Source organism: Hyphomicrobium sp. 1Nfss2.1, assembly GCF_965243865.1.
GTDB lineage: Bacteria > Pseudomonadota > Alphaproteobacteria > Rhizobiales > Hyphomicrobiaceae > Hyphomicrobium_A.
This window is the reverse complement of sequence record NZ_OZ251603.1, coordinates 1317083-1338514: the sequence shown is the minus strand read 5'-3', so window position 1 is coordinate 1338514 and position 21432 is coordinate 1317083. Positions and strand designations below refer to the sequence as shown.

The following is a 21432-nucleotide window of genomic DNA, read 5'->3' as shown; positions in this document are numbered from 1 at the left end:
CTACTTACCTTCGCGCCACCAGGCGAGCGAGACGAGCAGCAGCAGCGCAGCCAGCGCTCCGAAGCCGGTGAACATCGGCGTTAGCTTGACGCCGCGGGTGACGAACGCTTGCCGGTCCTTGAGGCCAAGCCAGCCGGAGCCAGCCAGTACCTTGGCGCCGGAGAGCATGGAGATGCGCGGCACGGCGACGGACGAAGGGTTGGCGCGCGTTGATTCCGCTGACGAGCTCATCCAGAAGGCGCCGCCGCCGGTGGCGTCGATGATGGGCTGCAATTTTGCGTCAGTCGCGGTCACTTCGCTCATCTCGATGGGATCGTCGATGCCGGCATGAGCGACGGCGGTCAGCTCGCCTTCGGGCGCTTCGGTCTGCGCTTTGTAGAGGCCGGGGATTTTTACATCGACGCTGCCGCGCCAGATGCCATTGCCCGCGGGCTCGAGGGTTACTTGGGAGGTCTCGCCGCCAGGGCCGGAGATCGTCACCGGGGCGACTTTGCTTTCCATCGAGCGGCGCTCGAGCGTCAGGTGCAGGCCGCGGGCGGAAGCGATGAGGCGCTCTTCCTCGAGATCCGGCTCCTTCATGAGCCAGTGCGAGAGACGGCGCAACAGATCGCTGTGCGGGCCGCCGCCTTCATAGCCGCGTGCCCACAGCCAAGCCTGATCGGACGTGAGCAGGGCGACGCGGCCCTTGCCCTTGTGATCGAGAATGAGCAGCGGCTCGTTTTCCGCGCCATCCATCAGCGTGCGGCCGTGCTCGGGCTGCACCTCGACCTGACGGAACCAGCGGCCCCAGGTGGGCTGCGCGTTCTTGGCGCCTGCGCCGGTCAGTCCCTGCGTCACAGGATGCTTGCGGCCGTCGTCGGTGAGCTTGGCCTTGAACGGCTCGGAGAGAACGCGCCCGGTCGGCACCGCGGGGAGCACGGGCGAGAGCGGCGTGCGGAACAGCGACAGGTTGCCGGCATAGTCATCGCCCGCGGCGACGAGCAGCGCGCCGCCGTGCTCTTCCACGTAGCGGGCGATGTTGTCGTAGTAGGGCAGCTGCAGCAGGCCGCGATGCTGATAGCGGTCGAAGATGATCAGGTCGAAGTCGTTGATCTTTTCCGAGAACAGCTCGCGCGTCGGGAAGGCGATGAGCGAGAGCTGATTGATCGGCGTGCCGTCGTGCTTCTCGGGCGGGCGCAGAATGGTGAAGTGGACGAGATCGACGGCGGCATCAGACTTCAGCAGGTTGCGCCAGGTGCGCTCGCCTGCATGCGGCTCGCCGGAGACGAGCAGCACGCGCAGGTTCTCGCGCACGCCTTCGGCAGCGATGACGGCGCGGTTGTTGGCCGGCGTCAGCTCGCCCGGTGCGGTGTCGAGCTCAACCTCGAGGATGTTCTGGCCTGAATGCGGGAACGGCATCTCGATCTTGACCGGCTTGCCGACCATGGTGGTGATCTGCTCGTCGGGGCGGCCCTCGCGGCGGACACGCAGAGCGATCGGCTCGGCGACGGAGCCCTTCTTGCCGGTCTCGCGGACGGCGACCTCGATGTCGCGCGATTGGCCGACGATGCCGTAGCGCGGCGCCGACAGCACCTCGATGCGCCGGTCGAACTCGTCGGGTGCGCCGGTGATCAGCGCGTGAACGGGCGCATCGAAGCCGAGTTGGGAAGCGGTCTTGGGAACGTCGTGCACCTCGCCGTCGGTGATCATGACGACGCCCGCGAGGCGGTCGGGCGGCGTATCGGCGAGCGCTTTGTTGAGGTCTGCGAATAGGTGCGTGCCGGGCGATGTCGCGTCACCCGGGCGGGAAGCCGGTATCCACTTCACTTGCAGGTTGGGAATCTTGCCGAGCTTGGCTTCGAGATCCTGCTTTACAGCGGCGGTTTGCGCCTTGCGGTCGCCGAGCGTCTGGCTGGCGCTTTCGTCGACGATGACGATCGCGACGTTGGCAAGGCTTTCGCGTTGCTCTTCGCGCAATGTCGGGTTGGCGAGCGCCAGCAGCACCGCTGCAATGGCAGCAGCGCGCAGCAGCGCACCACGCGAGCGACGCCAGAGCAGATAGCCCGTCAGCAGAGCGGCGATGATGCCCGCGGCCCAGAAAAAGGGGCCGGGCAGCATGGGGGCGAAGTCGATCGACCAGTTCATGCGCGGCTCCTCATTGTCCGAGCCGTTCGAGCAGCGCTGGGACGTGCACCTGATCGGCTTTGTAGTTGCCGGTCAGCGCATGCATGACGATGTTGATGCCGGTGCGGAAGGCCATCTCGCGCTGGTCCTCACCACCGCCGACGGTCGGATAGATCGGCCGTCCACCTTCATCGAGTGCCCAGGCGGCCGCGAGATCGTTCGGGGTGACGATGATGGAGGTGACGCCATCGGAAATGCGGGCGCGGCGCGCGCTGTCGGCGCTATTGTTGTCGAGCGCTTCGACCCAGAGCTGTCCGCCATCCCAGCGGCCGGGGAAGTTGCGCAACAGATAGAATGCTTTGGTCAGCACGTGGTTTTCGGGAACGGGCTCCAAACGCGGCACGTCGAGCTTGCCGATGATGCGCTGAAGGGCGGACTCGCCGAGGCCGGGAGCCGCGCCGCCGGAGAGCCCGCGGCCGTAGTCCTGGGTGTCGAAAATGATGAGGCCGCCCTGCTTCATGTAGGCGTCGATCTTCGCCAGCGTTTCCTCCGGCAGCGGCTGCGCGTCGGGCAGCACCGGCCAATAGAGCACCGGGAAGAACGAGATCTCGTCGGTGAGGATGTTGACGCCCATCGGGCGGCCGGGCTCGACGGCGGTGCGCACGGACAGTAGGCGACCGAGACCGTCCAGGCCGAGACGGCTGATGTCGTCGACGTTCTTGTCGCCCGTCAGCACATAGCCGAGGGTCACCTTGCTGGTCGCCTCGATGGCGCGTTCGTCGGCGGCCTGCTTGCTGCTCATGCTTTGCGCTTGAGGCGCATCCAGCGGTTGGGCGTCGGCGCGCGGCGTGGCGGTGACGGCGGCCGCGCCGGCGATGAGCAGCGCGAGGGCTGCGTGCGCGGCGCGTCGTGTGGGACGGCGGAAGATGAAGCCGCCTTGCAGGAAGATCACGGCGAGAATATCCGCAAAGAGAAGGGCGAGCGCGGCGAGCAGCATCCACGACTTGAGCGGGCGAGCGCTTTCGCTGGCGTAGCTGAGATGCTCGGTGCCGGCTGGGAGCGAGGGTAGAGGTTTCAGCGTGCTCTTCGGACCAAGAACGTTGACGGCATGCGGAGAGCTTCCGGCGCCGTAGTACCCGGGCGGGTGGTCGAGGCTCGGCACCAGATCACGCACCTGCGATGCTGCAATCGGCTGGGCGGTGGGCGGCGGCGGGATGAGAACACCAAAACCGTCGAGCGTCTGCAGCGGAGGCAGCACGGTCGGCGCGTCCGGTGCTCCGGCCTCGTTGGCGCCGCCAGTGGCTGCTTCGGTACCGTTGCCGACATTGGTGCCGAGCGCGGAGATGCGGCGGAGCATTTCGACGAACAGTCCCGACAAGGGCAGGTTCGACCAATCGGAATTGCCGGTGACGTGGAAGAGGATGATCTGGCCTTCGCCGAGCTTGCGCTCGGTGACGAGCGGCGTTCCATCTTGCAGGCGGGCCCACACGTGCACGTCGGGGCCGAGCATGGCGGGGTCGGCGAGGACCTGGCGGCTGACGCTCACTTCAGGCGGCACGGGAATGCCGGCGAAGAGACTCTGATCCTCGATAGGAGCGAGTTTTTGTGGCGTCGACCAAGACAGGGCGCCGCCGAGGGTGCGGCCGCCGACACGTAGCGGCACGGGCAACAGATCGTCGCCGCCATTCTCGAGGCGCGGACCGGCAAAGCGCACGAGCACGCCGCCCTTTTCCACCCAGTTCTCGACGTGCTTTGCGGCCTCGCCCGACAAGGTGCCGATGTCGGCAAGGATGAGCACGCTGGCATTCTGCGACAGAGCCTGTTGGATGCCGGCAGCGAGGTTGGAGCCCTTCGGCTTGATCAGCTCGGAATAGGGGGCGAGCGCCTTCTCGATGTAATAGAGCGGGGCGAGCAGCGGCTGCGCCTGCTCGCGGCTTTCGCCGGAGATCAGTGCCACACGGTGCCACTGAGAGCGCGCATCGATCAGGCTGACGGCGCCCGCGGATCGTTCGCCGGCGACCTCGATGCGGCCGACCTGGTTGCGCAACTCGAGCGGCAGTTCGAAGGGGATCGTTGCGGCGTTCTCGCCCGAGGCGAGTTTGAATGGGACTTCGGCTAGGCTCTGTCCGCGGGTCGAGATGGCATGGAGGAAGCCGTTACGTGCGCCGCCTTCGGGACGCAGCACGCGGGCTTCGAGCTTGCCACTTTCGCCAATGCCGGCCGAGATGCCGAGCGGTTCTGACGAGCGAGCGTCGGCAATCACGGCGAACGTGCCGCCTTCGGCCAAAGCGCGCAGCTTGTCGGCGACGTCGGCGGACTTGCCGTCGTGATCGATGTCGTCACTGAGCCAGACGATGCTCGGTGCCCCGCCGTTACCATCGAGTGCACTCGCGAGCGCGTTCGTTGCGGCCAGGCGGTCGGGCGCGAACGGTTGGGGTGCTAGCGCTGCAGCCGTCGAGCGTGCATCCGAGGGCGCCTCGATGCGCAGGTTGACGCCCTTGGTGGTGCTGGCGGTCGGGACGATGACGACGGGCCGGTTCTGGCTTTCCGATTCATTGATGAGGCGGTCGATCATCTGCTGGCGCTCGGTCCAATGCGCGGCAGAGGCCCAGCCATTGTCGATCACGAGGGCGACAGGGCCGGAGCCCTTCAACGCAGCTTCGCGCGAGGGATTGAGCACGGGCTCGGCGAGCGCGAGGATCAGCAGCGCAGCGGCCAGCAGGCGCAGCAATGTGAGCCACCAGGGGGAGGCGGCCGGCGTCTTATCGGCGTTCTCCAGGCCGACGAGAATACGCGTCGGCGGGAAGGTCACCTTGTGCGGGGTCGGCGGAACGGTGCGCAGCAGCCAATAGATGATCGGCAGCGTGACGAGTGCCGCTAGCAGCCAGGGATTGAGGAACGCCAGCGCGCCGAAGCTCATTTGGAGGCCTCGGCTGGGTTGGCGTGCGCATCGGACTGCCAGCGACGGTCAGACGGACCGCCCTGCATGCGCATGATGATCGAAAGCAGCGGCTCGGTCGGCGAGCGGTCGGTGTGGTGGACGAGGAATGACCAGCCGAGACGATGCGCCAGAGCGGCGAGGTCGGCGCGGTGGGCGGCGAAACGTTCCTGGTATTGGGCGCGCAGGCTCTGCACGCGATCAGCAACCCAACGCTGGCCGCCGCCGGGGCTAAGGAATTCGGTGCGTCCTTCGTAGGGGAGCGTTTCCTCGGCAGGATCGACGACTGCAATCAGATGGCCGACGGCGCCGTCCGCGGCGAGCATTTCGATGTGCTCGCGGGTTGTCTCGATGGGATCGAGGAAGTCGCTGACGAGGATCGCGCCGGAGAAACGCGCCAGATGAATCTTCGGCGGCTGCGTTGCTTGCAGCATGGTTGAATCTTCGTGGGCGAGGATGGCTTCTGCCATGCGGGTGGTGGCCTTGCGGCTCGCGGTGGGGGCAGTGAGGCCAAGCTGGGCGACGCGCTCGCCGCCACGCACGAGCAACTCGGCAGCAGCAAGCGTCAGCAACAGGGCGCGATCGCGTTTGGTCGTCGGGGCGAGATCGCTGCGGAAATCCATGGATGCAGAGAGATTGGTCCAGAACCAGATCGTGTGCGCGGCCTCCCATTCGCGCTCGCGCACGAAGAGGTGGTCGGAGCTAGCAGAGCGGCGCCAGTCGATCTGGCGCAGCGTGTCGCTCGGCTGGAATTGGCGGAACTGCCAGAACGTCTCGCCCGGGCCCGAACGGCGGCGACCGTGCAGACCATGTGCAACCGTCTGCGCGATGCGCTGGGCATCGACGAGCAGCTCGGGAAGACGGTCGGCGAGTCCGTGCGCTTCACGTTCAAGCGCCAGAACCCCACCGCCTGCGGCTTGGCCCTGGCCGGAGTGAGCGGCATTCGCCATTCGCTACTCCACAGCCGATGCGAGTCGGCTGATGATGGTTCCGAGGTCCTTGCCTTCTGCGCGGGCGGCAAAGGTCAGCGCCATGCGGTGCTTGAGGATGGGGTCGGCGAGCGAGATCACATCGTCGACGGACGGTGCAAGGCGGCCGTCGATCAGTGCCTTGGCGCGGACGGCGAGCATCAGCGACTGGCTGGCACGCGGGCCTGGGCCCCAGGCGACGTAGCGATCGGTTTCATCGCTGGCGCCGGTGCCGGGACGGGCTGAGCGCACCAGCTTGAGGATGGCATCGACGACTTTGTCGGGCACGGGGATCTGACGCACGAGGCGCTGGATGCTCATCAGCTCGGGGCCGTTGAGCACGGCTTCGAGGTGGCGCTCGTCGGTGCCGGTGGTGGCGAACAGCATGCGGCGCTCGGCGAGGACATCAGGATAGGTGACGTCGATCTGCAGCAGGAAGCGGTCGAGCTGGGCTTCGGGGAGCGGGTAGGTGCCTTCGTGCTCGAGTGGGTTCTGCGTCGCCAGCACGTGGAAGGGCGAGGGGATGTCGTGGCGCACGCCGGCGACGGTGACGTGATGCTCCTGCATGGCCTGCAGCAGTGCCGACTGGGTGCGTGGGGAGGCGCGGTTGATCTCGTCGGCCATCAACAGCTGGGTGAAGATCGGGCCTTTGACGAGGCGGAACGAGCGCGACTTGCCGGGAACATCTTCCAGCACTTCCGAGCCGATGATGTCGGAGGGCATGAGGTCGGGCGTGAACTGCACGCGCTTGGCGTCGAGACCGAGCACCTTGCCGAGCGTTTCGACGAGCAGCGTCTTGGCGAGGCCGGGAACACCGATCAGCAGCGCGTGGCCGCCGGAGAGGATGGTGATGAGCGTTCGCTCGATGACGACGTCCTGGCCGAAGATGACGGACGCCGCTGCCTTGTGCGCACGCTGCACGCGTTCGGCTGCCGCTTCCAGTCGCGGAACGATGTCAGCTTGGGTATCGATGACGGTGCTCATGGTGAATGCGGCTCGCTTTGTCGTTATTGGGGCGTGTCAGCAGCGCCTAAGCCAGCTTAACAAAGAAATGGAGCGGAAACGATCCAAGGCGGCATGCGCTGGGTCAAGTGAATGTTACGTTAGATTGGGGGTAAGGGTGTCACACGCCATGTGTTGCGGATGTCTATGACACCGAAAGCGGAATATGGACGACATAAGGGCAGGAAATTTGGCCGGTCTTGGCAGACTTCAGGATTTAGCCGCTGGCGCACCTGAGCGGCGGCCGGCTCCGGTCGAGAGCTGGAATCCGCCCTATTGCGGCGACATCGGGCTGAAGATCCTGCGTGACGGCACGTGGCTCTACCAAGGGAGCTCGATCGGGCGCCCGGCGCTCGTCAAGCTGTTCGCCGGGGTGCTGCGCAAGGATGGGGACGGAAAAACCTATCTGGTCACGCCGGCGGAGAAGGTCGACGTGGAGGTCGAGGATGCACCATTTCTCGCAGTCGAGATGGAGGTGCAAGGCGGCGGATGCGAGCAGCGCCTGATATTCCGTACGAACGTCGATGATGTGGTGGTGTGCGGGGCGGAGCATCCGCTGCGCTTTGCGGAGCAGCAGCCGGGCGGCGGGCTGAAGCCATATGTACACGTGCGCGGCCGCCTGGAGGCGCTGCTGACGCGCGCGTTGCTGCACGACCTGGTGGCGCTTGCCGTCGAAGATGTGCGCGAAGGCAAGCGCGCAGTCGGCATATGGAGCGGCGGCGTTTTCTTTCCGCTGCCAGGCGTGGACTAGTGCACGATCGCTTTTCCTCGAAATCGCGATGCGGCTCTAGCTTTTGATGAGACCGATGATTCACGCTTCGGACTGATAGGGTCCGAAGCGATCATGGTCTAATGCACCTTGAACTCCGAGCCGACGAGGCGAACCTCGGCCGGGGAGAGCAGCTTGTTGTGAGCGACTGTCACCTTGAACAGCTTGCCCTCGAGTTTGGCTTCCCAGAAATCGAGAAAGCCTGTCAGTTTGGGAAAGCGCGGATGGAGATCATAGTCCTGCCAGATGTAGCTCTGCAGCAGGGCCGGATGGTCTGGCAAGCGGTAGAGAATTTCCGCAGTCGTCAGGCTGTAGCCTTTTAGCAGCGAGGCGAATTCGGGCTCGTGCATGTGGTGTCCCCCGAAGTTTACTTTGCGAAGTCCCCCGGACTCGCACGACAGATGATAATTGAGTGAAAGCCTCTGACAACGAATTTGTTCCAATAGTTGAGCGTGTTAGCAGCCTCCGTTAGTGACTGCTGATAGGCGCTGATAATTTGCGCAGGCGGCGCACCAATCCGCCGAACGCGTGGGCAAAAATGCTTGAAACTGCACTGACGAGCTTCGCAACGTTCTTCGCGACCATCGGTCCGATCGAGACAGCGGTCCTATTTGCGACGCTGACGCCAAAAATGGAGCTTGCCGAACGCGCGGCGATCGCTCTGCGCGCGACGGCAATCGCCGGTGTGCTGCTGCTGATCTTCACGCTGTTCGGTCAGCCGCTGCTCGATGAACTCGGCGTCAGTATCGCGGCGCTGCAAACGGCTGGTGGGGTCATTCTGCTGATCATCGCGCTCGACATGGTGTTCGCGAAGCCGACGAGCGCATTCAAGCTTACGCAGCCCGAGGACGAGGAAGCGCAGACGAAGGACGATATTGCGGTATTTCCTCTCGCGATGCCGTTGCTTGCAGGACCTGGCGCGATGAGCGCGGGAATTCTGCTGGCGGCGAACGCGGATGGGAATGCACTGCTGCTCGGCACGACCGTAGCCGCACTGGCTGCAGTGATGCTGGTGACGCTGGCTCTGCTGCTGCTATCGCATCGGATCAATCGCATGATCGGCATCACGGCGCAGCGCGTGCTCATGCGCGTGTTCGGCATCCTGCTCGCCGGTATCGCGATGCAGGCGATATTCAATGGTGTCGCTGCCAGCGGCGTGCTGCGATTTAGTCCGTGATCGTCATTTTGATACGCCAGTTAGGCGGCCATTAACCAAGGGCGCGCACACTCTCTCCCAGTCGCGTTTCTGGTTGAGAGGCGTTTACCCATGTGGTCGTCGCGTTCGTATGTGCGTACCGGCCAGCGTACGGCCGGAAAAGGAGCGTCATGCGTTCGCGTGGCGCTCCTTATCTCGCTGGCAGCCGCTGCGCTCGGCGGTTGCAGCTCAGTAGCGCCGCTGCCCAACAGCGGCCTGGTAAGTGCGTTTGCGTCACCGCAACCCCCACGACCGGTGGTGCCTGTCGACCTGGAAAACGACGGTCGGGAGGCGCAACGGCCCCCGGTGGCGCGCATGTTCCAGCGTGAGGACGATCCAACGCAGCCGTTCAGTCCGAACTACGGCGAGGTTCCTCTGCCGCAGCAGCCTGACGATGGTGCCGAGGATCCAGTGCCCGCGCCGGCGTAAACACAATCCGCGGCGACATCCCATATAAGGGGGGTGTTGCCGCGGAGGATTTGACATGCACCCCGCTCGTATCGTGATTGCCTTTGGTCTCTTCGCTGCTTCCGCGTCGGTGGTCGATGCGGCTATGCCGGACCGGCGTCCCGGCGTTGCCAAGCCCTACTCGAGCGATGCGCACCGGGCGGGCCCAGGCGGCACTTATGGCGGCTTGAAGGGTAACCCTCCGCCCCCGATGCGCGGTGCCGGCGACGTGCGGGATCGCGGCAGCAAAGAGCCGTATTATTATCGCTACTATAGCGACGATGACCGCTCGCCGGGTTCGTGCCGGAAATACGCGCGGCGCGCGATAGCCACGAAGAATGACAACTGGTGGACGCGCTATCGGGCCTGCCTTGGCGGATAAATCGCGCCAATTAGCGGCTAGCGACCTTGATCATTTGCGGTGAGACTTCCAGATTGGGTTAACGTATTGGAAATGGAGGGCCGCCGCGAGGCGCGCTACAGCTCATGGGGAACACGATGCATCGAGCAGTCTTCGCGGCTTGTGCACTGGCCTTGGGGAGTGCAGCCACGATCTCGACCGCGACAGCCCTTCCGGTGGCAAAGCGGGCGCCCGGCTCGGAGCCAGTCGTTCAAACCGTTGCGCAGAAGAAGATCGCCGAGGACGAAGGCCAGCGCACCAGCAAGAGCAAGTCAAAGCGCACTAGTGGTCAGGACAAATCTGCGGACGACAAATCCAAGCAAAGTGCTACGCGCTTTGGCTCCATTGCACCGGGGGTCAGCGTGCCGCTAACCGTTCGTGGCAGTCATCTTTATAGTCCGAGCTTCAATGGGGTCTATACTCCCCCTGCTGGCTACAGTAGCCGTGGCTACCCGATCCGCTACGCAGACGAAGTGGCCTCGTCTCAATCGGAGTGCGCTGCACTCCGGCGCAATGCGCTATCCAGTGGGAAGCGCGCCGCGTGGGACCGCTATCACGCGTGCTCCAAGGCCAAGGACTAGCGTCTACCGGTCGAGCCCTCGCAGGGGGCGAAGAGGGTTTATTCAGGTCCGGTTCAGGTCCGCCGATCACGATTGCGGTAGCGCCGGATCTTGGACACGCAGCCCGGCGTCTCCACATAGTTAATGCTTTCCGAACGCCGGCTTTCCCCCGCACCCGTCGGCGCGGTCGAAGCGACGCCCCGGAGGCTCAGTTCCAGGAGACCTCTAATGACAAGATTTCTCACAACGGCAGGGCCGCTTGCGGTGGCCTTTGCATTCATCGCCGCGCTGCCCGCGGGCGCTGCCCCCTTCACCAAGGCGCCTGTCGCGGTGGCGCCGCAGGGCCTGGTCGATCAGGTGGGTCGTACAGGTGGCGGCCCGGGCATGCGTGGTGGCGGCGGTGGTGGCCCCCGTATGCATGGCGGTGGTGGAGGTGGTCCGCGCTTCCATGGTGGCCCTCGCTCGGGCGGTCCGCGCTTTGGTGGCGGGCCTCGCGGCCCAGGCAGGGGGCACTACCACGGTCCTAAGCCGGGTGGCGGTCACCGTCACCATCGCGGCCCGCGTTTCCGTGGATATCCCTACGTCTACGGGTTCGGCGCGTACCCCTACTACTATTACGACGATTACGGCTCGGATTACGCCTCGTGCGAACCGTTGCGGCGCCGTGCAGTTGCCACGCGAAGCCGTTATTGGTGGAACCGATACTACGCGTGCATCGAAGATTAATCGCCTCGTTCGAGGATGCGGAGGGCCGGACACGATCCGGCCCTTTCGCATTGCGGGTGAGACGAGCACGATCCGATGGCCGAGACGCACGCTGCCGCTTTACCCGTCGTGATCCGGCGTTGGCAGGACGTTACCCCCACCCAGACGACTACGCGCGAGCTCGATCAGATTTTCTTTGAATCGAGCAATACGAAGACGTTTGCGAGCGACGAGGCGCGTGCCGCCTTTCGCGAGCGGTGGTTCGGGCGGTACCTGAAGCAATATCCCGAATGGGCTTATGTGGCGCTATCGGCCGATGGCTCGGTTGCCGGCTATCTGGTGGCGGCGCTTGACGAGCCTAGCGCAATCGATGCGTTCACTGCAGCGACCGAAACGTATCCGGCGCATCTGCATATCAATCTGGCGCCAGCGTATCGCAGTCGCGGTATTGGCGCCTCATTGATCGAGGCGTTCGCGTCGGATGCGAAGCGGGCGGGCGCCAAGGGCGCGCACGTGGTCACATCGGCGGATGCGCGCAACGTGCGCTTTTATGAGCGCGCCGGATTTGCGCCGCGTGCGCGCGCGGTCATCAATGGGAGCGAACTTGTGTTTCTCGGGCGTGCGTTGTGAACGGCAAGAAAGCCCGCAACCTTTCGGCGCGGGCTTTTGCAAGTAGGAAGTCCTGCGAGGGACTTAGTCGTTGTCGCGGTCGCAGGGGAAGCTGATGACGCCGACGTAAGGCGCTGTCACCTTGCACGTCTTGCCGGTGCGCTTCAGTTTCACCGGACCGTCGCCGCTCTCGAGCTCGTTCATGAGGCGTGCGAGAACCCGGCCCTTGCCGTTGCCCTCGGGCGCGTCGCTCGCGTCATCGTCGTCGCTCGGGTCGGCCTTGGCGATTGCAGGCTTTTTCGCGTCGACGTTCTTGTCAGTCGTCGCCGCCGGCTTCTGAGCGTCGTCGGCGTTAGCGGCATTGAGCGGAACAGGTGTCGTCACAGCGCCGGATGCCGGCTTGGTGCCGGTGTCGGCCTTCGCTGTTTCAGACGTCGCCGCCGCGTCAGGCTTCTGCGGAGCGCTGGCTTCAGTGGTCGTAGCTGCGGCGCAGGTCTGCAGATCGGCGGGAGCGCGCTTCCACGTGAACGTCTCGCTCAGCCATTTGGTGCCGGCGTAGCCTTTGACGCGCAGCTTGCCGTTGTCGAGCGCGGTCAGCTCGACGTCGAACTTGCGGCCACGATCTGGATCATAGATCCAGCCGTTGTCCCACTTGTTCTTACCCACTGGGGCGACGTTGCCGATGATCTGCTTGCCGCAGTCCTTGGCGTCGCCGGAGTCTTTCGTCCAGGCAACGCGACCGCAGAGCTTGCCATCGCATTCGATAATTTCGACGGCGCCGCGGCCAGTGTGATCAATCCAAACGCCGAGCGGCGAAGTGTCGGCATGCGCGCCGGCTGTCGAGAGCATCGCAAAGGCGAAGCTGGCGCAGGGCAAGGTGATACGAGAAAGGCGCATGGGTACCTCCGAAAACTGCTGGTCTTGACCTAGGCAAATGCAGGTCCGCGCGCAAGCGGCCGATCCGCCACGCAGATCAACGCTTTCGTGAGGTCAGCGCAGTTCCGTGTGGAACAGGGCACAGACGCAGCGCGTTTACCGCTTTTTCATGTAGAGGCTCGCGCTGAGCATAGCTTTTGCGCCTGCAATTTCAGGCGCATGGAATTGAATGAAGCTCAAAGTGTCTGCTTTTTGGTGTGTCCACGAGTACACGCGCGTGGCGCCATCGAGCCACGTTTTGTCAGCGGGGCGCCCGACCGCCCGCGTCAATTCGCCGAGCAACAGTTCGGGTTGCGTATTGGGCACACGCAGAGCGCACGTCGTTCCGGTGGCGGCGGCATATGCGGGGGCCTCGCGCTTCACTGCATCGTCGGCTTCGCTGCGCATAGCCGTGAGAATGAATTCGTCGCCGTGGTCGTGATAGCGCCAGCCGAACAGCTTGTCGTAGCGCGCTTCCGGCACGTACGGCGCCAGATCATCGCCGAGCAACTGGTCGTACTCGCCAAAACCGGCGGCGCGCTCGATGCCAGTAAGATCGGGAATGTGCTTGAGGCAGTAGAAATCGAACTGAGCGAAGATGCGCGCGGGCCCCTTCTGCTTCGGGATCGTCTGCGCGCTTGCAGCGCCGGAAATGAGGACCGTGAGAAGAGCTGCCAGCAGCGCGCGTGAAAAGTAAGCGGCCGTGCTTTGGAAGCTCATGGTGCCGAGGCGCATGAGGCTTGCTCCAGCGCGGGCCTGATCAGCGCGAGGCGACAGGGGGTGGAATGGGAGGCCAAGTGGAGATGTCCACCGACCAGGTCCCGTCAGCGATCATCTTCGCCTGCTCTTCGCATGTCGGCGGCTTGCGGATCACACGCGTCCACACTTCGGACGATCCGAGGATCGGTAGCAGCATATAGCCGGTTACCTTCACCTTGCTCTGGCTGAGCACCTCGGCATAGCCGCTGAAGCTGGTGCCGAGATCGGGAACGTAGACGTTGCCGTCAGCCCAGGTTCCGTCCGGCTGCTTCTTGAAGCCGCTGACGACAACCAGTCCGCAGACGAAGCGCGACTGGAGCTTGGCATCGGGGTTGCGGAAGTCGCGCAGCGGGCCGCGGTCGGGCCCGCGCGGCTTCTTGAGCCATGCGACGCGTCCGCAACGGTTACGTCCGCATGGGCCGAACTGCATGATGACCTCGCCGTGCGAGTCCATCCAGTAACCGTCGAGGTTCTCGGCGCGCGATGCCGTCGATGTCAGGCCAAGGGCAGAAACAAAGCCGGCCAGGCAAAGTGCGACGACCCGCATGTCGATTGTCACTCCATCAAATCGATTCGGCATTGCAAACGTTTTGCCCCAACAACGGGCAAGCGACAATCTATCCCGGCAGTCTTGGCATCAATGCGGCCGCAGCTGTGGCCGATACGACTCCGTTGTCTTGGCCGGGCTATTCTTCGGGGCCAATTTCGCTTGGAAATTCAGTGTTGGTGTGCCTTTTGTGCCCGCCCGATTCGCGAATTTGCGATTTGTACCCGAGTTCGTTGGCGACGGTGCCCATGCCGACGATGGCGGCGTAGAGGCTGGCGAGGAGGACTACCAGCGAGACTGCGGCCTGCCAGAAATAGGGGCGTGCGCGGAGGACGCCGGCGGTCGATCGCATCTCCTTGGTGATGATATAGCCGCCCATGCTGCGGCGGAACCAGCCGGTGAGCTGTCCGTCCTGGCCGAGGTGCTTGGGCACCCGCCGCCAGCCAGCGAAGAGGTCGCCGATGAAACCGAGCATCGAGCGGAAGTCGGCCGTCAGCAGGCCGGTTTTGTCCTGGTAGATGACATCCTCGCCCGCGATGAAGCCCGGGTTGGCTCGTCCGATGGCTTTGCCGGTGAGCTGAGCGGGGCGTCCGATCACGGGCGAGGCTGCGGGGTTGGTCATCAGGGTGGCGACGGTGGTCGCCGAAGCCGACGTCGACGGGTAGCGCAGGGGCAAGGTGATCAGCACGCCGAGCGCGAAGCCTGCCGGGATCAGCGGCCAGACGCCAGTGAAGGCGGCGAGCACTGCGAGCACCGCGGGCAGCACGAGGATGCCAAGCTCCCAGGTGAACTGTCGCCAGAGTGCGGGCTTGTCCAGACGCACGCGCTGGGCGGCGGCGGCCAGATCGTAGTCCGGGAACGGCTGCGCCTTCTGGCGCGCGATCTCGCCCAAGTGCGATATGCGCATGCCAGTGAGAGGGTGCGTAGAGTTCAGCTCGATGAGGCGGGCCCATGGATTGTGGGCATCGAACAGCATGGCTTCCGATGCACGCTCGGGGCTTTGCAGATCACTCTCGGCTTCGAGGCCGGAATAGCGCGCGTTCTTCACGTCGATGACGCCGAGGTGACGCGTGCTCTGCAGCAGGCTCTGCGTTTCCTCTGTGTCTTCGACCTTGACGATGCCGTAGGCGATTTTCACCAGAGCCGAAGCGAGGTGACGTCCCTCGACATGCTCGGCGGAGAAAGCGTCAGCGAGATATTCGCGCGTGCGGCTGAGATAATAGAGCAGGTAGATGCCGATGTAATACATGACGATGGCGGCGATGGCGACAAACGCCTGCCCGCCCTTGTTCTTGCCGCTGCCGCCGCGGCTGGAGCGCATCGATGCCGCGTACACCTGATAGAGAATCTGCACCAACGTGCCTGCGGCGGTCATGACGATGAAGTCGCGGTTGACGATGTGGCCGAGCTCGTGGGCGACGACGGCGCGCTGCTCGTCCTCGTTCAAAAATTCGAAGATCCCGTCGGTGACGACGATGCGCGCATTTGAGCGCAGCAGACCGTAAGTGAATGCGGTGGGGTTGCGGTCGGGAATGAGGCCAATGCGGGGGGCGCTGAACTTGTATTCGTCGGCAACCGAGTGGATGAGCTGATGGACGCCCGGATAACGCGCTTTCACCTCCGTGTCGTCCAGGAAGGCCATCTTGTTGAACCAGCGCAGCGTCAGATCGCTGAGCCACGGGCTGATGAGCCAGATCACGCCGTTGATGAGAATGGTGAGGCCGATGGCGAAGCCGAGATCGACGTTCTCGGTGAAGACGAGCGCGGCGAGAATGACGCCGCATACCATGCCGAAGATGAGGCCGATCGTAACGAACGAAGCAAAGAACAGGCGAGCCATGCGCTTCCCTCAAAAAAGCGGCGAGGGTGATCCCCGCCGCTGCTGGAAATTGCGGCGGCTAAACTAGAAGTGTTCGGTGACGGCGCATAGCGGGTGGCGCCCGCACCAGGAGACCGGACGGCCGCGCGGCGCGCTAAGCCCATTGCGCCAAGATTTTGTCCTGAAGGGGTTTTCCACAGCGGATTAGATGCTGCCCGCACGCTCGAAATAATTCGAATCCCAACTAGGCTGCGCAGGCCGTGCCCGCCCTCAGAGCGTGCCGGCGAAACGCATGGAGGGTCAGCATGGCTTTTGTCACTGGCGATGTCGTTCCTGTGTCGGGCGATGAGCTACCGTTCAAGGTCGTGTTCAAGCAAGGCGAGACGATCCTGACCGAGTGGCTGGTCGAGTCGAAAGAAGATGGCGAGCTGCAGATCGTCGAGACCTTGAAGAGCCTCGTCGATGACGACGAGGACGAGGAAGGCGACGACGATGACGACGAATGAGCCGGTTGGCTGGCGGCGCGTTCGTTGCCGTCCGGTATCCGGTTCGCTGGCGGCAATCAGGTTGCTGCCGCCAGCTGTTCCCCCCCTGTGGATAACTTCGGTGCGCGCGTTTTGGGGTTGCGCCGAGAACGTAACGAGAACATTATGGGGCGATGAGCTTTAAATTCCTGCATACGGCGGATTGGCAGCTGGGTAAGCGCTTCGGGTCTTTCCAGGACGAAGAAGCCACCGTGCTGCGCAAGGCGCGCTTTGATGTGATCGGCCGGCTGGCCGACGCGGCGACGTCGGCTGGCTGCTCGGCGGTGCTGGTGGCGGGCGACGTGTTCGATGCGGAGACGGTGCCCGACATGTTGATCCGGCGGGTGCTGGAGCAACTCAAGGCGCATCCGCAACTCGATTGGCACCTGCTGCCGGGGAACCATGACCCGGCGCGGGCGGGTGGCGTGTGGAGCGGGGTCGCGGCCGCTGGGGTGCCTCAGAACGTTCATCTGCATCTGGAAGCGAAGCCGGCCGAGCTTGCGCCTGGTGTCGTGCTGCTGCCGGCACCGCTGGCGTCAAAGCGGACCGAGATCGATCCGACGGCGTGGTGGGATGGGATCGCTGCGGGCGCGGTGCGCATCGGGCTGGCTCACGGGTCGGTGCAGGGATTCGGCAGCAACGGCGACGCGAACGTTCCGATCGATCCGGCGCGCGTGAAGTCGGCGCGGCTTGCGTACATGGCGCTGGGCGACTGGCATGGGACGACGCGGATTTCCGATCGCGTCTGGTATTCGGGCACACCCGAACCGGATGGGTTCCGCGACAACGATCCGGGCAATGCACTCATCGTTCACGTCGACGGTGAAGCGCCGCCGGATGTGACGCCGGTGCGGACTGCTCATTTCACATGGCTGCGGCGTTCGCAAAAGCTCGATGACGTGTCATCGCTGGCGCAGATCGATGCCGAGGTCTCGGCGTTGGGCAGGGCGGCCGCGCACTGCTTGATGACGCTCGAGCTATCGGGTGCTGTGCCGATGGCGGAGCTGGCGCGGATCGACGGTAAGCTCGCGGAGTTGACGCCGCGCCTGTTTCATTTGTTCGCGGACATGAGCGGCGTGACCGCGTTTGCGGATGCTGCCGATCTGGCCGCGCTCGATTCTCCGGCGCTGGGCGAGATCGCACAACGGCTCAAGGCATCGTCGGAGAACGGCGGTGCGGATGCAGCCGTGGCTGGGCGCGCATTGCGCAGGTTGTTTGCGTTGGCGCGACAGGCGGAAGCGGAGTCTCGGACATGAAAATCCGCGCCATTCGCCTGAAAGAGGTTGGCCGCTTCAGTACACCGGTTGCGCTCGAAGGTCTGACGGGCGGCCTCGATGTGCTTGCGGGCCCCAATGAGCTTGGCAAGTCCACGATCCTGCGTGCCGTGAACACTGCGCTGTTCCTGCCGCATACGTCGAAGAAGCAGGAGATCGAGGAGCTGCGTCCTTATTCGGGCGGTGCGCCGTTGATCGAGCTCGATCTCGACGTGCAGGGACGTCCTTGGCGGCTGCGCAAGCAATACCTGTCAACGCGGTCGGCCGAACTGCACGATCTGTCGACCGGGCAAGTTTCGCGCGGCGGGGATGCGGAGACGCTGCTTGGCAAGCTGCTTGGCGGCACTGGGCATTTTGCTTTGCTGTGCGTCGCTCAGGGGGAAGCGCTTGCCAGCATGGCGCCGGTGAAGACCGGCGGTGCCACGTTCATGACTGCCATCGAAAGCGAAGTTGAGAACGTCGCCGACGGCAGCGCTGCCCGGTACGTTGCCGGGCGTGTGAAATCTGAGCTTGCCGGCCTGGTAACGAGCCACAATCCGCCGCGTCCCGCGGGCGCTCTGAAGGCAGCGATAGACCGGCGCGACGATCTCGCGAAGCAGAGGGACGATGCGAGAGAACGCCTTAAGCGGGCGCTCGATCGGCTGGAGGCGCTGCAGGATGTGCGCGTGAGGCTTGCCGAAATTGGCGATGCCGATACCGCCAAGGTACGTCAGCGCGATAGGGAGAGTGCGCAACGCGCGTTCGAGGAAGCGCAGAAGGCGCGCGAGAAACTGAAGCTCGCGGAGGCTGCCGTCGAGGGTGGCCAGAAGCAGCTTGCAGCGGCCCAGGCGCTGCTGGAAGCGCTGGAGCGGCGGATCGACGTTCTGGCGCAGCGCGAGGCGGCGGCTGCGAAGACCGCGCCGCTGCTTGCAGCCTGCGAAGCGCGCGGCGTTGCCTGCGTTCAGAAAACGAAAGATGCGCGGCAGAAGCGCGACGCCCTGAAGGGGGTGCTTACCGGGCTCGAACGTGACCGGCAGGCACTGGCACGCAGGGATCGGCTGGCCGAGCTGTCGCTGCGTCTGGAGGCCGCGCGCGCTGCGGAGGCGGAGCGTGTTCAGCTGGTGCAGGCTCTCAACGGCAATGCCGCCGATGAGCGAATGATCGAAGCAGCGCGGCGCGAGGCTTCAAGCATCCTGAGGCTGGAAGCGCGCCTTTCTGCATCGGCTCCGCGTGTGAGCCTTACATATGCGGATGGCGGCGCAGGTAGGGTGAGGCTTGACGGGCGTGTGCTCGGCGATGGCGAAGTGCTGCAGCCGACGCGTCCGATCAGACTGGAGATCGCCGGCGTCGGCGTGCTGACGATCGAGCCGGGACAGTCGGACGATGTGGAGCGCGATGAGGATGCGCTTGCAGCCCATCGCGCTCGTCTCGACGAACTGCTGCGTGGTGTCGGTGCCCGCTCGCTGGAAGAAGCCGAGCGCTTGCTCGCAGAGCGGCGTGACGGTGAAGCGCGTCTGGCGGAGGTTTCGGAACGGCTGAAGATGGTCGCGCGCGAAGGTATCCAGAGCCTTCAGCAGTCGCATGCGGAATTGTCGGCAACTGTTGCTGCATCGGATGTTGCCGGATCTACGGATGACATCGATGCACAGGCGATCGAAACGCAGGACGCCCTCGCCGAGGCGGAAGCGACGCTGGCCGAGGCAGAAACCGTCGAGGGCCAGGCACGCGACGAGTGGTTGACGCTGCGTGCGCAGGCCAACAGCAACGCGGCGGATATCGTCAGCTTGAGCGAGGAGTTGGGGGCGCCAGAGGCGCGCGCGACGGCCCTAGCGGAACGACGGGCGGCGCTGGGAGCTGCGCGCGAGACTTTGAATGTCGCAGTGCTGGAGGCTGCCGCGTGGCGTGAGAAGTCCCCTGATGAGGCACACGTCAGTGCATTGCAGAAGGTGGCCGAGGCTGCGCGTATCGCCGATGATAAAGCGCGGGGAGAAATCTCGGCGTTGCGTGAGACGGAGATCGGCCTGCTGGGCGAGCTGAAGTCCGATAGGGCCGAAGACGTCGAAGCGCGCGTTGAGGAACTCGAAGCGCTCTGCGGGCAGGCGGAGGCGCGCTGCGCCGACCTGCAGCAGGAAGCTCAAGCTTTGCTGCTTCTGATGAAGGAGCTGGACGCAGCGGCGAACCGCACGCGAGATCGTTTCGCGCGGCCGGTGGTCGGCCGGCTGGCGCCGTATCTGCAACTCATGTGGTCCGAGGCAGATCTTGTGCTGGGTGAGGATCTGGCGCCACAGGCGCTCGAGCGCCGCGGCGTGCGCGAAGAGTTCGCGCGGCTGAGTGGCGGGACGCAGGAGCAGTTGGGTCTGCTCGTCCGGCTGGCGTTCGCGCAGCTTCTCGCGGACACGGGCACGCCTGCGCCGCTGATCATCGATGACGCGGTGGTGAACAGTGATGACGGCCGTCTCAAGAGACTTTTCCAGGCGCTGCAGCTCGCAGCAAAGAGCCACCAAGTGCTGGTGCTGAGCTGCCGCGAGCGCGATTTCGACGAGTTAGGCGGGCGCCGTATCGCGCTGGCGGAGTGGAACGCCGAGCGGGTGGCTGCCTGACGCGCCCGAAGCGACTTTTGATGCATGCGGAAAAATGAAAGCCCCGGCTGCGGTATCCGCGCCGGGGCTCATAGTGTTCTTGTGCGCTCTGGAGTGGGCCAGCGGCGTCAAGAGGCCCGCTAGCAGCGCTCGTTAGCTGCTCAGGCCGGCGCTGGTGAGCGACGAAGGAATCTCAGGCCGAGCGGCCTCGGCGGTGGGATCCTCCGAGCGGCGCGATTTGCCCTCGAAGAATGCGCCCTGCTCGATGGCCAGTGCCTGATGGAAGATGTCACCCTCGACGTGGCTGGACGACTGAAGCATGACGCGCTTGCCGCGCACCGAGCCCATGACGTGGCCGCGGACGACGATCTCTTCAGCGACGATGCCGCCGGTGATGCGGGCCTTCTCGCCAATGACGACGTAAGTGCCTTGGATGTCGCCCTGGATTTCGCCGTCGATTTGTACTTCGCCCTTGGAGACGAGGTTGCCGTTGATGGTCAGATCCGGGCCGATGACGGATGGCGCGTTGCGCTCATTCGTGCGAGCGAGCCCGATGGGGCGCGCGCCGGATGCGGGTTGTGCGGCAGCGGGTGCGAAGCTGGGTGGCGTGACCTTCGGCGGCTCGGACTCGGATCTTTTGAAATTCGGCAACATAAGCGTGCACCTCTGCTCTGACGCAACGATCGGATACAGGTCTTGGAGTAGACGAAGACAGATTAGTAATCGGGGATCCGGTGCGGCTATCGAGCCGAGAAATCCCCCCCCGTTCAGGCATCTAAGCACAGATCCCGCCTGGGGTCATCGACTGCTTGGCCGATGCGGGCACAAAATGTGTGCAACGTAACCAGGCGCGCGCTTAACCTTTCATCGCGCGGACGGCTTCGAGCACCGCTTCGGCATGTCCCTTGACCTTAACCTTCCTCCAGATGCGTGCGATCCTGCCAGCCTTATCTATCAGGAATGTGGCACGCTCCACGCCCATGTACTTGCGCCCGTACATCGACTTTTCCACCCACACGCCGTAAGCATCCGCGACACGATGACCGTCATCCGACAACAGACGAACGGCCAACTCGTGCTTGTCGCGAAACTTGCGATGACTTGCGGAGCTGTCGGGAGAAACGCCCAGAAGGGTCGTCTTGGCGCGCTTGAAATCGTCGGCTAGGCAGGTGAAGTCCTTGGCCTCCGTGGTGCACCCTGCCGTATCGTCCTTTGGGTAAAAGTAGATGACGACCTGATGTCCCTTCAGGTCCGAAAGCTCGACAGTCTTGCCATCGCTGTCGGGGAGCGCAAAATCGGGGGCCGGGGAGCCTTCTTCGATGGTCACCGAGATGCCTTTC

The 21432-nt window shown here is 64.4% G+C and carries 20 protein-coding genes; 9 read left to right on the top strand and 11 right to left on the bottom strand.

The window, feature by feature from the left end:
• From ACP15D_RS06635 to ACP15D_RS06620, 4 genes are read right to left on the bottom strand one after another with little or no spacing between them, the layout of a single operon-like run.
• Window positions 1-2124 carry a hypothetical protein gene (locus tag ACP15D_RS06635; protein WP_424956755.1) on the bottom strand — a complete coding sequence of 708 codons (2124 nt, stop codon included), beginning with the start codon at window positions 2122-2124 and terminating at the stop codon, window positions 1-3.
• 10 nt (window positions 2125-2134) lie between these two features.
• Window positions 2135-5023, bottom strand: coding sequence for a DUF4159 domain-containing protein (locus tag ACP15D_RS06630; protein WP_424956754.1), 2889 nt, complete (start codon window positions 5021-5023; stop codon window positions 2135-2137).
• Window positions 5020-5991: a DUF58 domain-containing protein gene (locus ACP15D_RS06625; RefSeq protein ID WP_424956753.1), complete on the bottom strand. Its 972-nt coding sequence runs from the start codon at window positions 5989-5991 to the stop codon at window positions 5020-5022. The genes ACP15D_RS06630 and ACP15D_RS06625 overlap by 4 nt, the downstream gene beginning before the upstream one ends.
• Window positions 5992-5994: 3 nt before the next feature.
• Window positions 5995-6993, bottom strand: a complete 999-nt coding sequence (locus ACP15D_RS06620; protein WP_424956752.1) for an AAA family ATPase — start codon at window positions 6991-6993, stop codon at window positions 5995-5997.
• Between the two features lie 184 nt (window positions 6994-7177).
• On the opposite strand from ACP15D_RS06620, the gene ACP15D_RS06615 reads away from it, so the two are divergent.
• Window positions 7178-7762, top strand: coding sequence for a DUF1285 domain-containing protein (locus tag ACP15D_RS06615; protein WP_424956751.1), 585 nt, complete (start codon window positions 7178-7180; stop codon window positions 7760-7762).
• 98 nt (window positions 7763-7860) lie between these two features.
• Here the strand turns inward: ACP15D_RS06615 and ACP15D_RS06610 are convergent, their stop codons facing one another.
• Entirely contained in the window at window positions 7861-8130 is a 270-nt protein-coding gene (locus tag ACP15D_RS06610) for an usg protein (protein ID WP_072372216.1), read from the bottom strand.
• 188 nt (window positions 8131-8318) lie between these two features.
• Here ACP15D_RS06610 and ACP15D_RS06605 point away from each other — a divergent pair, with 188 nt between their 5' ends.
• The 5 genes from ACP15D_RS06605 to ACP15D_RS06585 all read left to right on the top strand — a co-directional run bounded on the left by ACP15D_RS06605 (window position 8319) and on the right by ACP15D_RS06585 (window position 11717).
• Entirely contained in the window at window positions 8319-8957 is a 639-nt protein-coding gene (locus tag ACP15D_RS06605; RefSeq protein WP_424956750.1) for a MarC family protein, read from the top strand.
• 502 nt (window positions 8958-9459) lie between these two features.
• Window positions 9460-9804, top strand: coding sequence for a hypothetical protein (locus ACP15D_RS06600; RefSeq protein WP_424956749.1), 345 nt, complete (start codon window positions 9460-9462; stop codon window positions 9802-9804).
• Between the two features lie 116 nt (window positions 9805-9920).
• Complete coding sequence (locus ACP15D_RS06595; protein ID WP_424956748.1) at window positions 9921-10403, top strand: hypothetical protein; 483 nt, start codon at window positions 9921-9923, stop codon at window positions 10401-10403.
• Between the two features lie 207 nt (window positions 10404-10610).
• Window positions 10611-11108, top strand: a complete 498-nt coding sequence (locus ACP15D_RS06590) for a hypothetical protein (protein ID WP_424956747.1) — start codon at window positions 10611-10613, stop codon at window positions 11106-11108.
• A gap of 75 nt (window positions 11109-11183) precedes the next feature.
• The gene (locus ACP15D_RS06585; protein WP_424956746.1) at window positions 11184-11717 is read left to right on the top strand and encodes a GNAT family N-acetyltransferase; all 534 of its coding nucleotides are present in this window, start codon (window positions 11184-11186) and stop codon (window positions 11715-11717) included.
• Between the two features lie 63 nt (window positions 11718-11780).
• Here the strand turns inward: ACP15D_RS06585 and ACP15D_RS06580 are convergent, their stop codons facing one another.
• The 4 genes from ACP15D_RS06580 to ACP15D_RS06565 form a co-directional block, all read right to left on the bottom strand.
• A complete protein-coding gene (locus tag ACP15D_RS06580) occupies window positions 11781-12593 on the bottom strand; it encodes a DUF2147 domain-containing protein (RefSeq protein WP_424956745.1) in 813 nt (270 codons plus the stop codon).
• Window positions 12594-12728: 135 nt separating this feature from the next.
• Complete coding sequence (locus ACP15D_RS06575; RefSeq protein ID WP_424956744.1) at window positions 12729-13346, bottom strand: hypothetical protein; 618 nt, start codon at window positions 13344-13346, stop codon at window positions 12729-12731.
• A 25-nt stretch (window positions 13347-13371) separates the two neighbouring features.
• The gene (locus ACP15D_RS06570; protein WP_424956743.1) at window positions 13372-13917 is read right to left on the bottom strand and encodes a DUF2147 domain-containing protein; all 546 of its coding nucleotides are present in this window, start codon (window positions 13915-13917) and stop codon (window positions 13372-13374) included.
• A gap of 139 nt (window positions 13918-14056) precedes the next feature.
• Complete coding sequence (locus ACP15D_RS06565) at window positions 14057-15757, bottom strand: M48 family metalloprotease (RefSeq protein WP_424956742.1); 1701 nt, start codon at window positions 15755-15757, stop codon at window positions 14057-14059.
• Window positions 15758-16041: 284 nt separating this feature from the next.
• On the opposite strand from ACP15D_RS06565, the gene ACP15D_RS06560 reads away from it, so the two are divergent.
• The 3 genes from ACP15D_RS06560 to ACP15D_RS06550 all read left to right on the top strand — a co-directional run bounded on the left by ACP15D_RS06560 (window position 16042) and on the right by ACP15D_RS06550 (window position 20113).
• Window positions 16042-16242, top strand: coding sequence for a hypothetical protein (locus ACP15D_RS06560; RefSeq protein WP_424956741.1), 201 nt, complete (start codon window positions 16042-16044; stop codon window positions 16240-16242).
• A gap of 152 nt (window positions 16243-16394) precedes the next feature.
• Complete coding sequence (locus ACP15D_RS06555; RefSeq protein WP_424956740.1) at window positions 16395-17516, top strand: metallophosphoesterase family protein; 1122 nt, start codon at window positions 16395-16397, stop codon at window positions 17514-17516.
• Complete coding sequence (locus ACP15D_RS06550; protein ID WP_424956739.1) at window positions 17513-20113, top strand: AAA family ATPase; 2601 nt, start codon at window positions 17513-17515, stop codon at window positions 20111-20113. Before ACP15D_RS06555 ends, ACP15D_RS06550 begins: the two co-directional genes overlap by 4 nt.
• Window positions 20114-20245: 132 nt before the next feature.
• On the opposite strand, the gene ACP15D_RS06545 is transcribed toward ACP15D_RS06550, so the two are convergent.
• Entirely contained in the window at window positions 20246-20746 is a 501-nt protein-coding gene (locus ACP15D_RS06545; RefSeq protein WP_424956738.1) for a bactofilin family protein, read from the bottom strand.
• Between the two features lie 202 nt (window positions 20747-20948).
• Window positions 20949-21419, bottom strand: a complete 471-nt coding sequence (bcp, locus tag ACP15D_RS06540; protein WP_424959181.1) for a thioredoxin-dependent thiol peroxidase — start codon at window positions 21417-21419, stop codon at window positions 20949-20951.
• Window positions 21420-21432 lie beyond the last annotated feature (13 nt).

Bases quoted from the DNA above. Each gene is read 5' to 3' on its own strand.
- ACP15D_RS06635 (WP_424956755.1), bottom strand. From the start codon at position 2,124: ATGAACTGGTCGATCGACTTCGCCCCCATGCTGCCCGGCCCCTTTTTC.
- ACP15D_RS06630 (WP_424956754.1), bottom strand. From the start codon at position 5,023: ATGAGCTTCGGCGCGCTGGCGTTCCTCAATCCCTGGCTGCTAGCGGCA.
- ACP15D_RS06625 (WP_424956753.1), bottom strand. From the start codon at position 5,991: ATGGCGAATGCCGCTCACTCCGGCCAGGGCCAAGCCGCAGGCGGTGGG.
- ACP15D_RS06620 (WP_424956752.1), bottom strand. From the start codon at position 6,993: ATGAGCACCGTCATCGATACCCAAGCTGACATCGTTCCGCGACTGGAA.
- ACP15D_RS06615 (WP_424956751.1), top strand. From the start codon at position 7,178: ATGGACGACATAAGGGCAGGAAATTTGGCCGGTCTTGGCAGACTTCAG.
- ACP15D_RS06610 (WP_072372216.1), bottom strand. From the start codon at position 8,130: ATGCACGAGCCCGAATTCGCCTCGCTGCTAAAAGGCTACAGCCTGACG.
- ACP15D_RS06605 (WP_424956750.1), top strand. From the start codon at position 8,319: ATGCTTGAAACTGCACTGACGAGCTTCGCAACGTTCTTCGCGACCATC.
- ACP15D_RS06600 (WP_424956749.1), top strand. From the start codon at position 9,460: ATGCACCCCGCTCGTATCGTGATTGCCTTTGGTCTCTTCGCTGCTTCC.
- ACP15D_RS06595 (WP_424956748.1), top strand. From the start codon at position 9,921: ATGCATCGAGCAGTCTTCGCGGCTTGTGCACTGGCCTTGGGGAGTGCA.
- ACP15D_RS06590 (WP_424956747.1), top strand. From the start codon at position 10,611: ATGACAAGATTTCTCACAACGGCAGGGCCGCTTGCGGTGGCCTTTGCA.
- ACP15D_RS06585 (WP_424956746.1), top strand. From the start codon at position 11,184: ATGGCCGAGACGCACGCTGCCGCTTTACCCGTCGTGATCCGGCGTTGG.
- ACP15D_RS06580 (WP_424956745.1), bottom strand. From the start codon at position 12,593: ATGCGCCTTTCTCGTATCACCTTGCCCTGCGCCAGCTTCGCCTTTGCG.
- ACP15D_RS06575 (WP_424956744.1), bottom strand. From the start codon at position 13,346: ATGCGCCTCGGCACCATGAGCTTCCAAAGCACGGCCGCTTACTTTTCA.
- ACP15D_RS06570 (WP_424956743.1), bottom strand. From the start codon at position 13,917: ATGCGGGTCGTCGCACTTTGCCTGGCCGGCTTTGTTTCTGCCCTTGGC.
- ACP15D_RS06565 (WP_424956742.1), bottom strand. From the start codon at position 15,757: ATGGCTCGCCTGTTCTTTGCTTCGTTCGTTACGATCGGCCTCATCTTC.
- ACP15D_RS06560 (WP_424956741.1), top strand. From the start codon at position 16,042: ATGGCTTTTGTCACTGGCGATGTCGTTCCTGTGTCGGGCGATGAGCTA.
- ACP15D_RS06555 (WP_424956740.1), top strand. From the start codon at position 16,395: ATGAGCTTTAAATTCCTGCATACGGCGGATTGGCAGCTGGGTAAGCGC.
- ACP15D_RS06550 (WP_424956739.1), top strand. From the start codon at position 17,513: ATGAAAATCCGCGCCATTCGCCTGAAAGAGGTTGGCCGCTTCAGTACA.
- ACP15D_RS06545 (WP_424956738.1), bottom strand. From the start codon at position 20,746: ATGTTGCCGAATTTCAAAAGATCCGAGTCCGAGCCGCCGAAGGTCACG.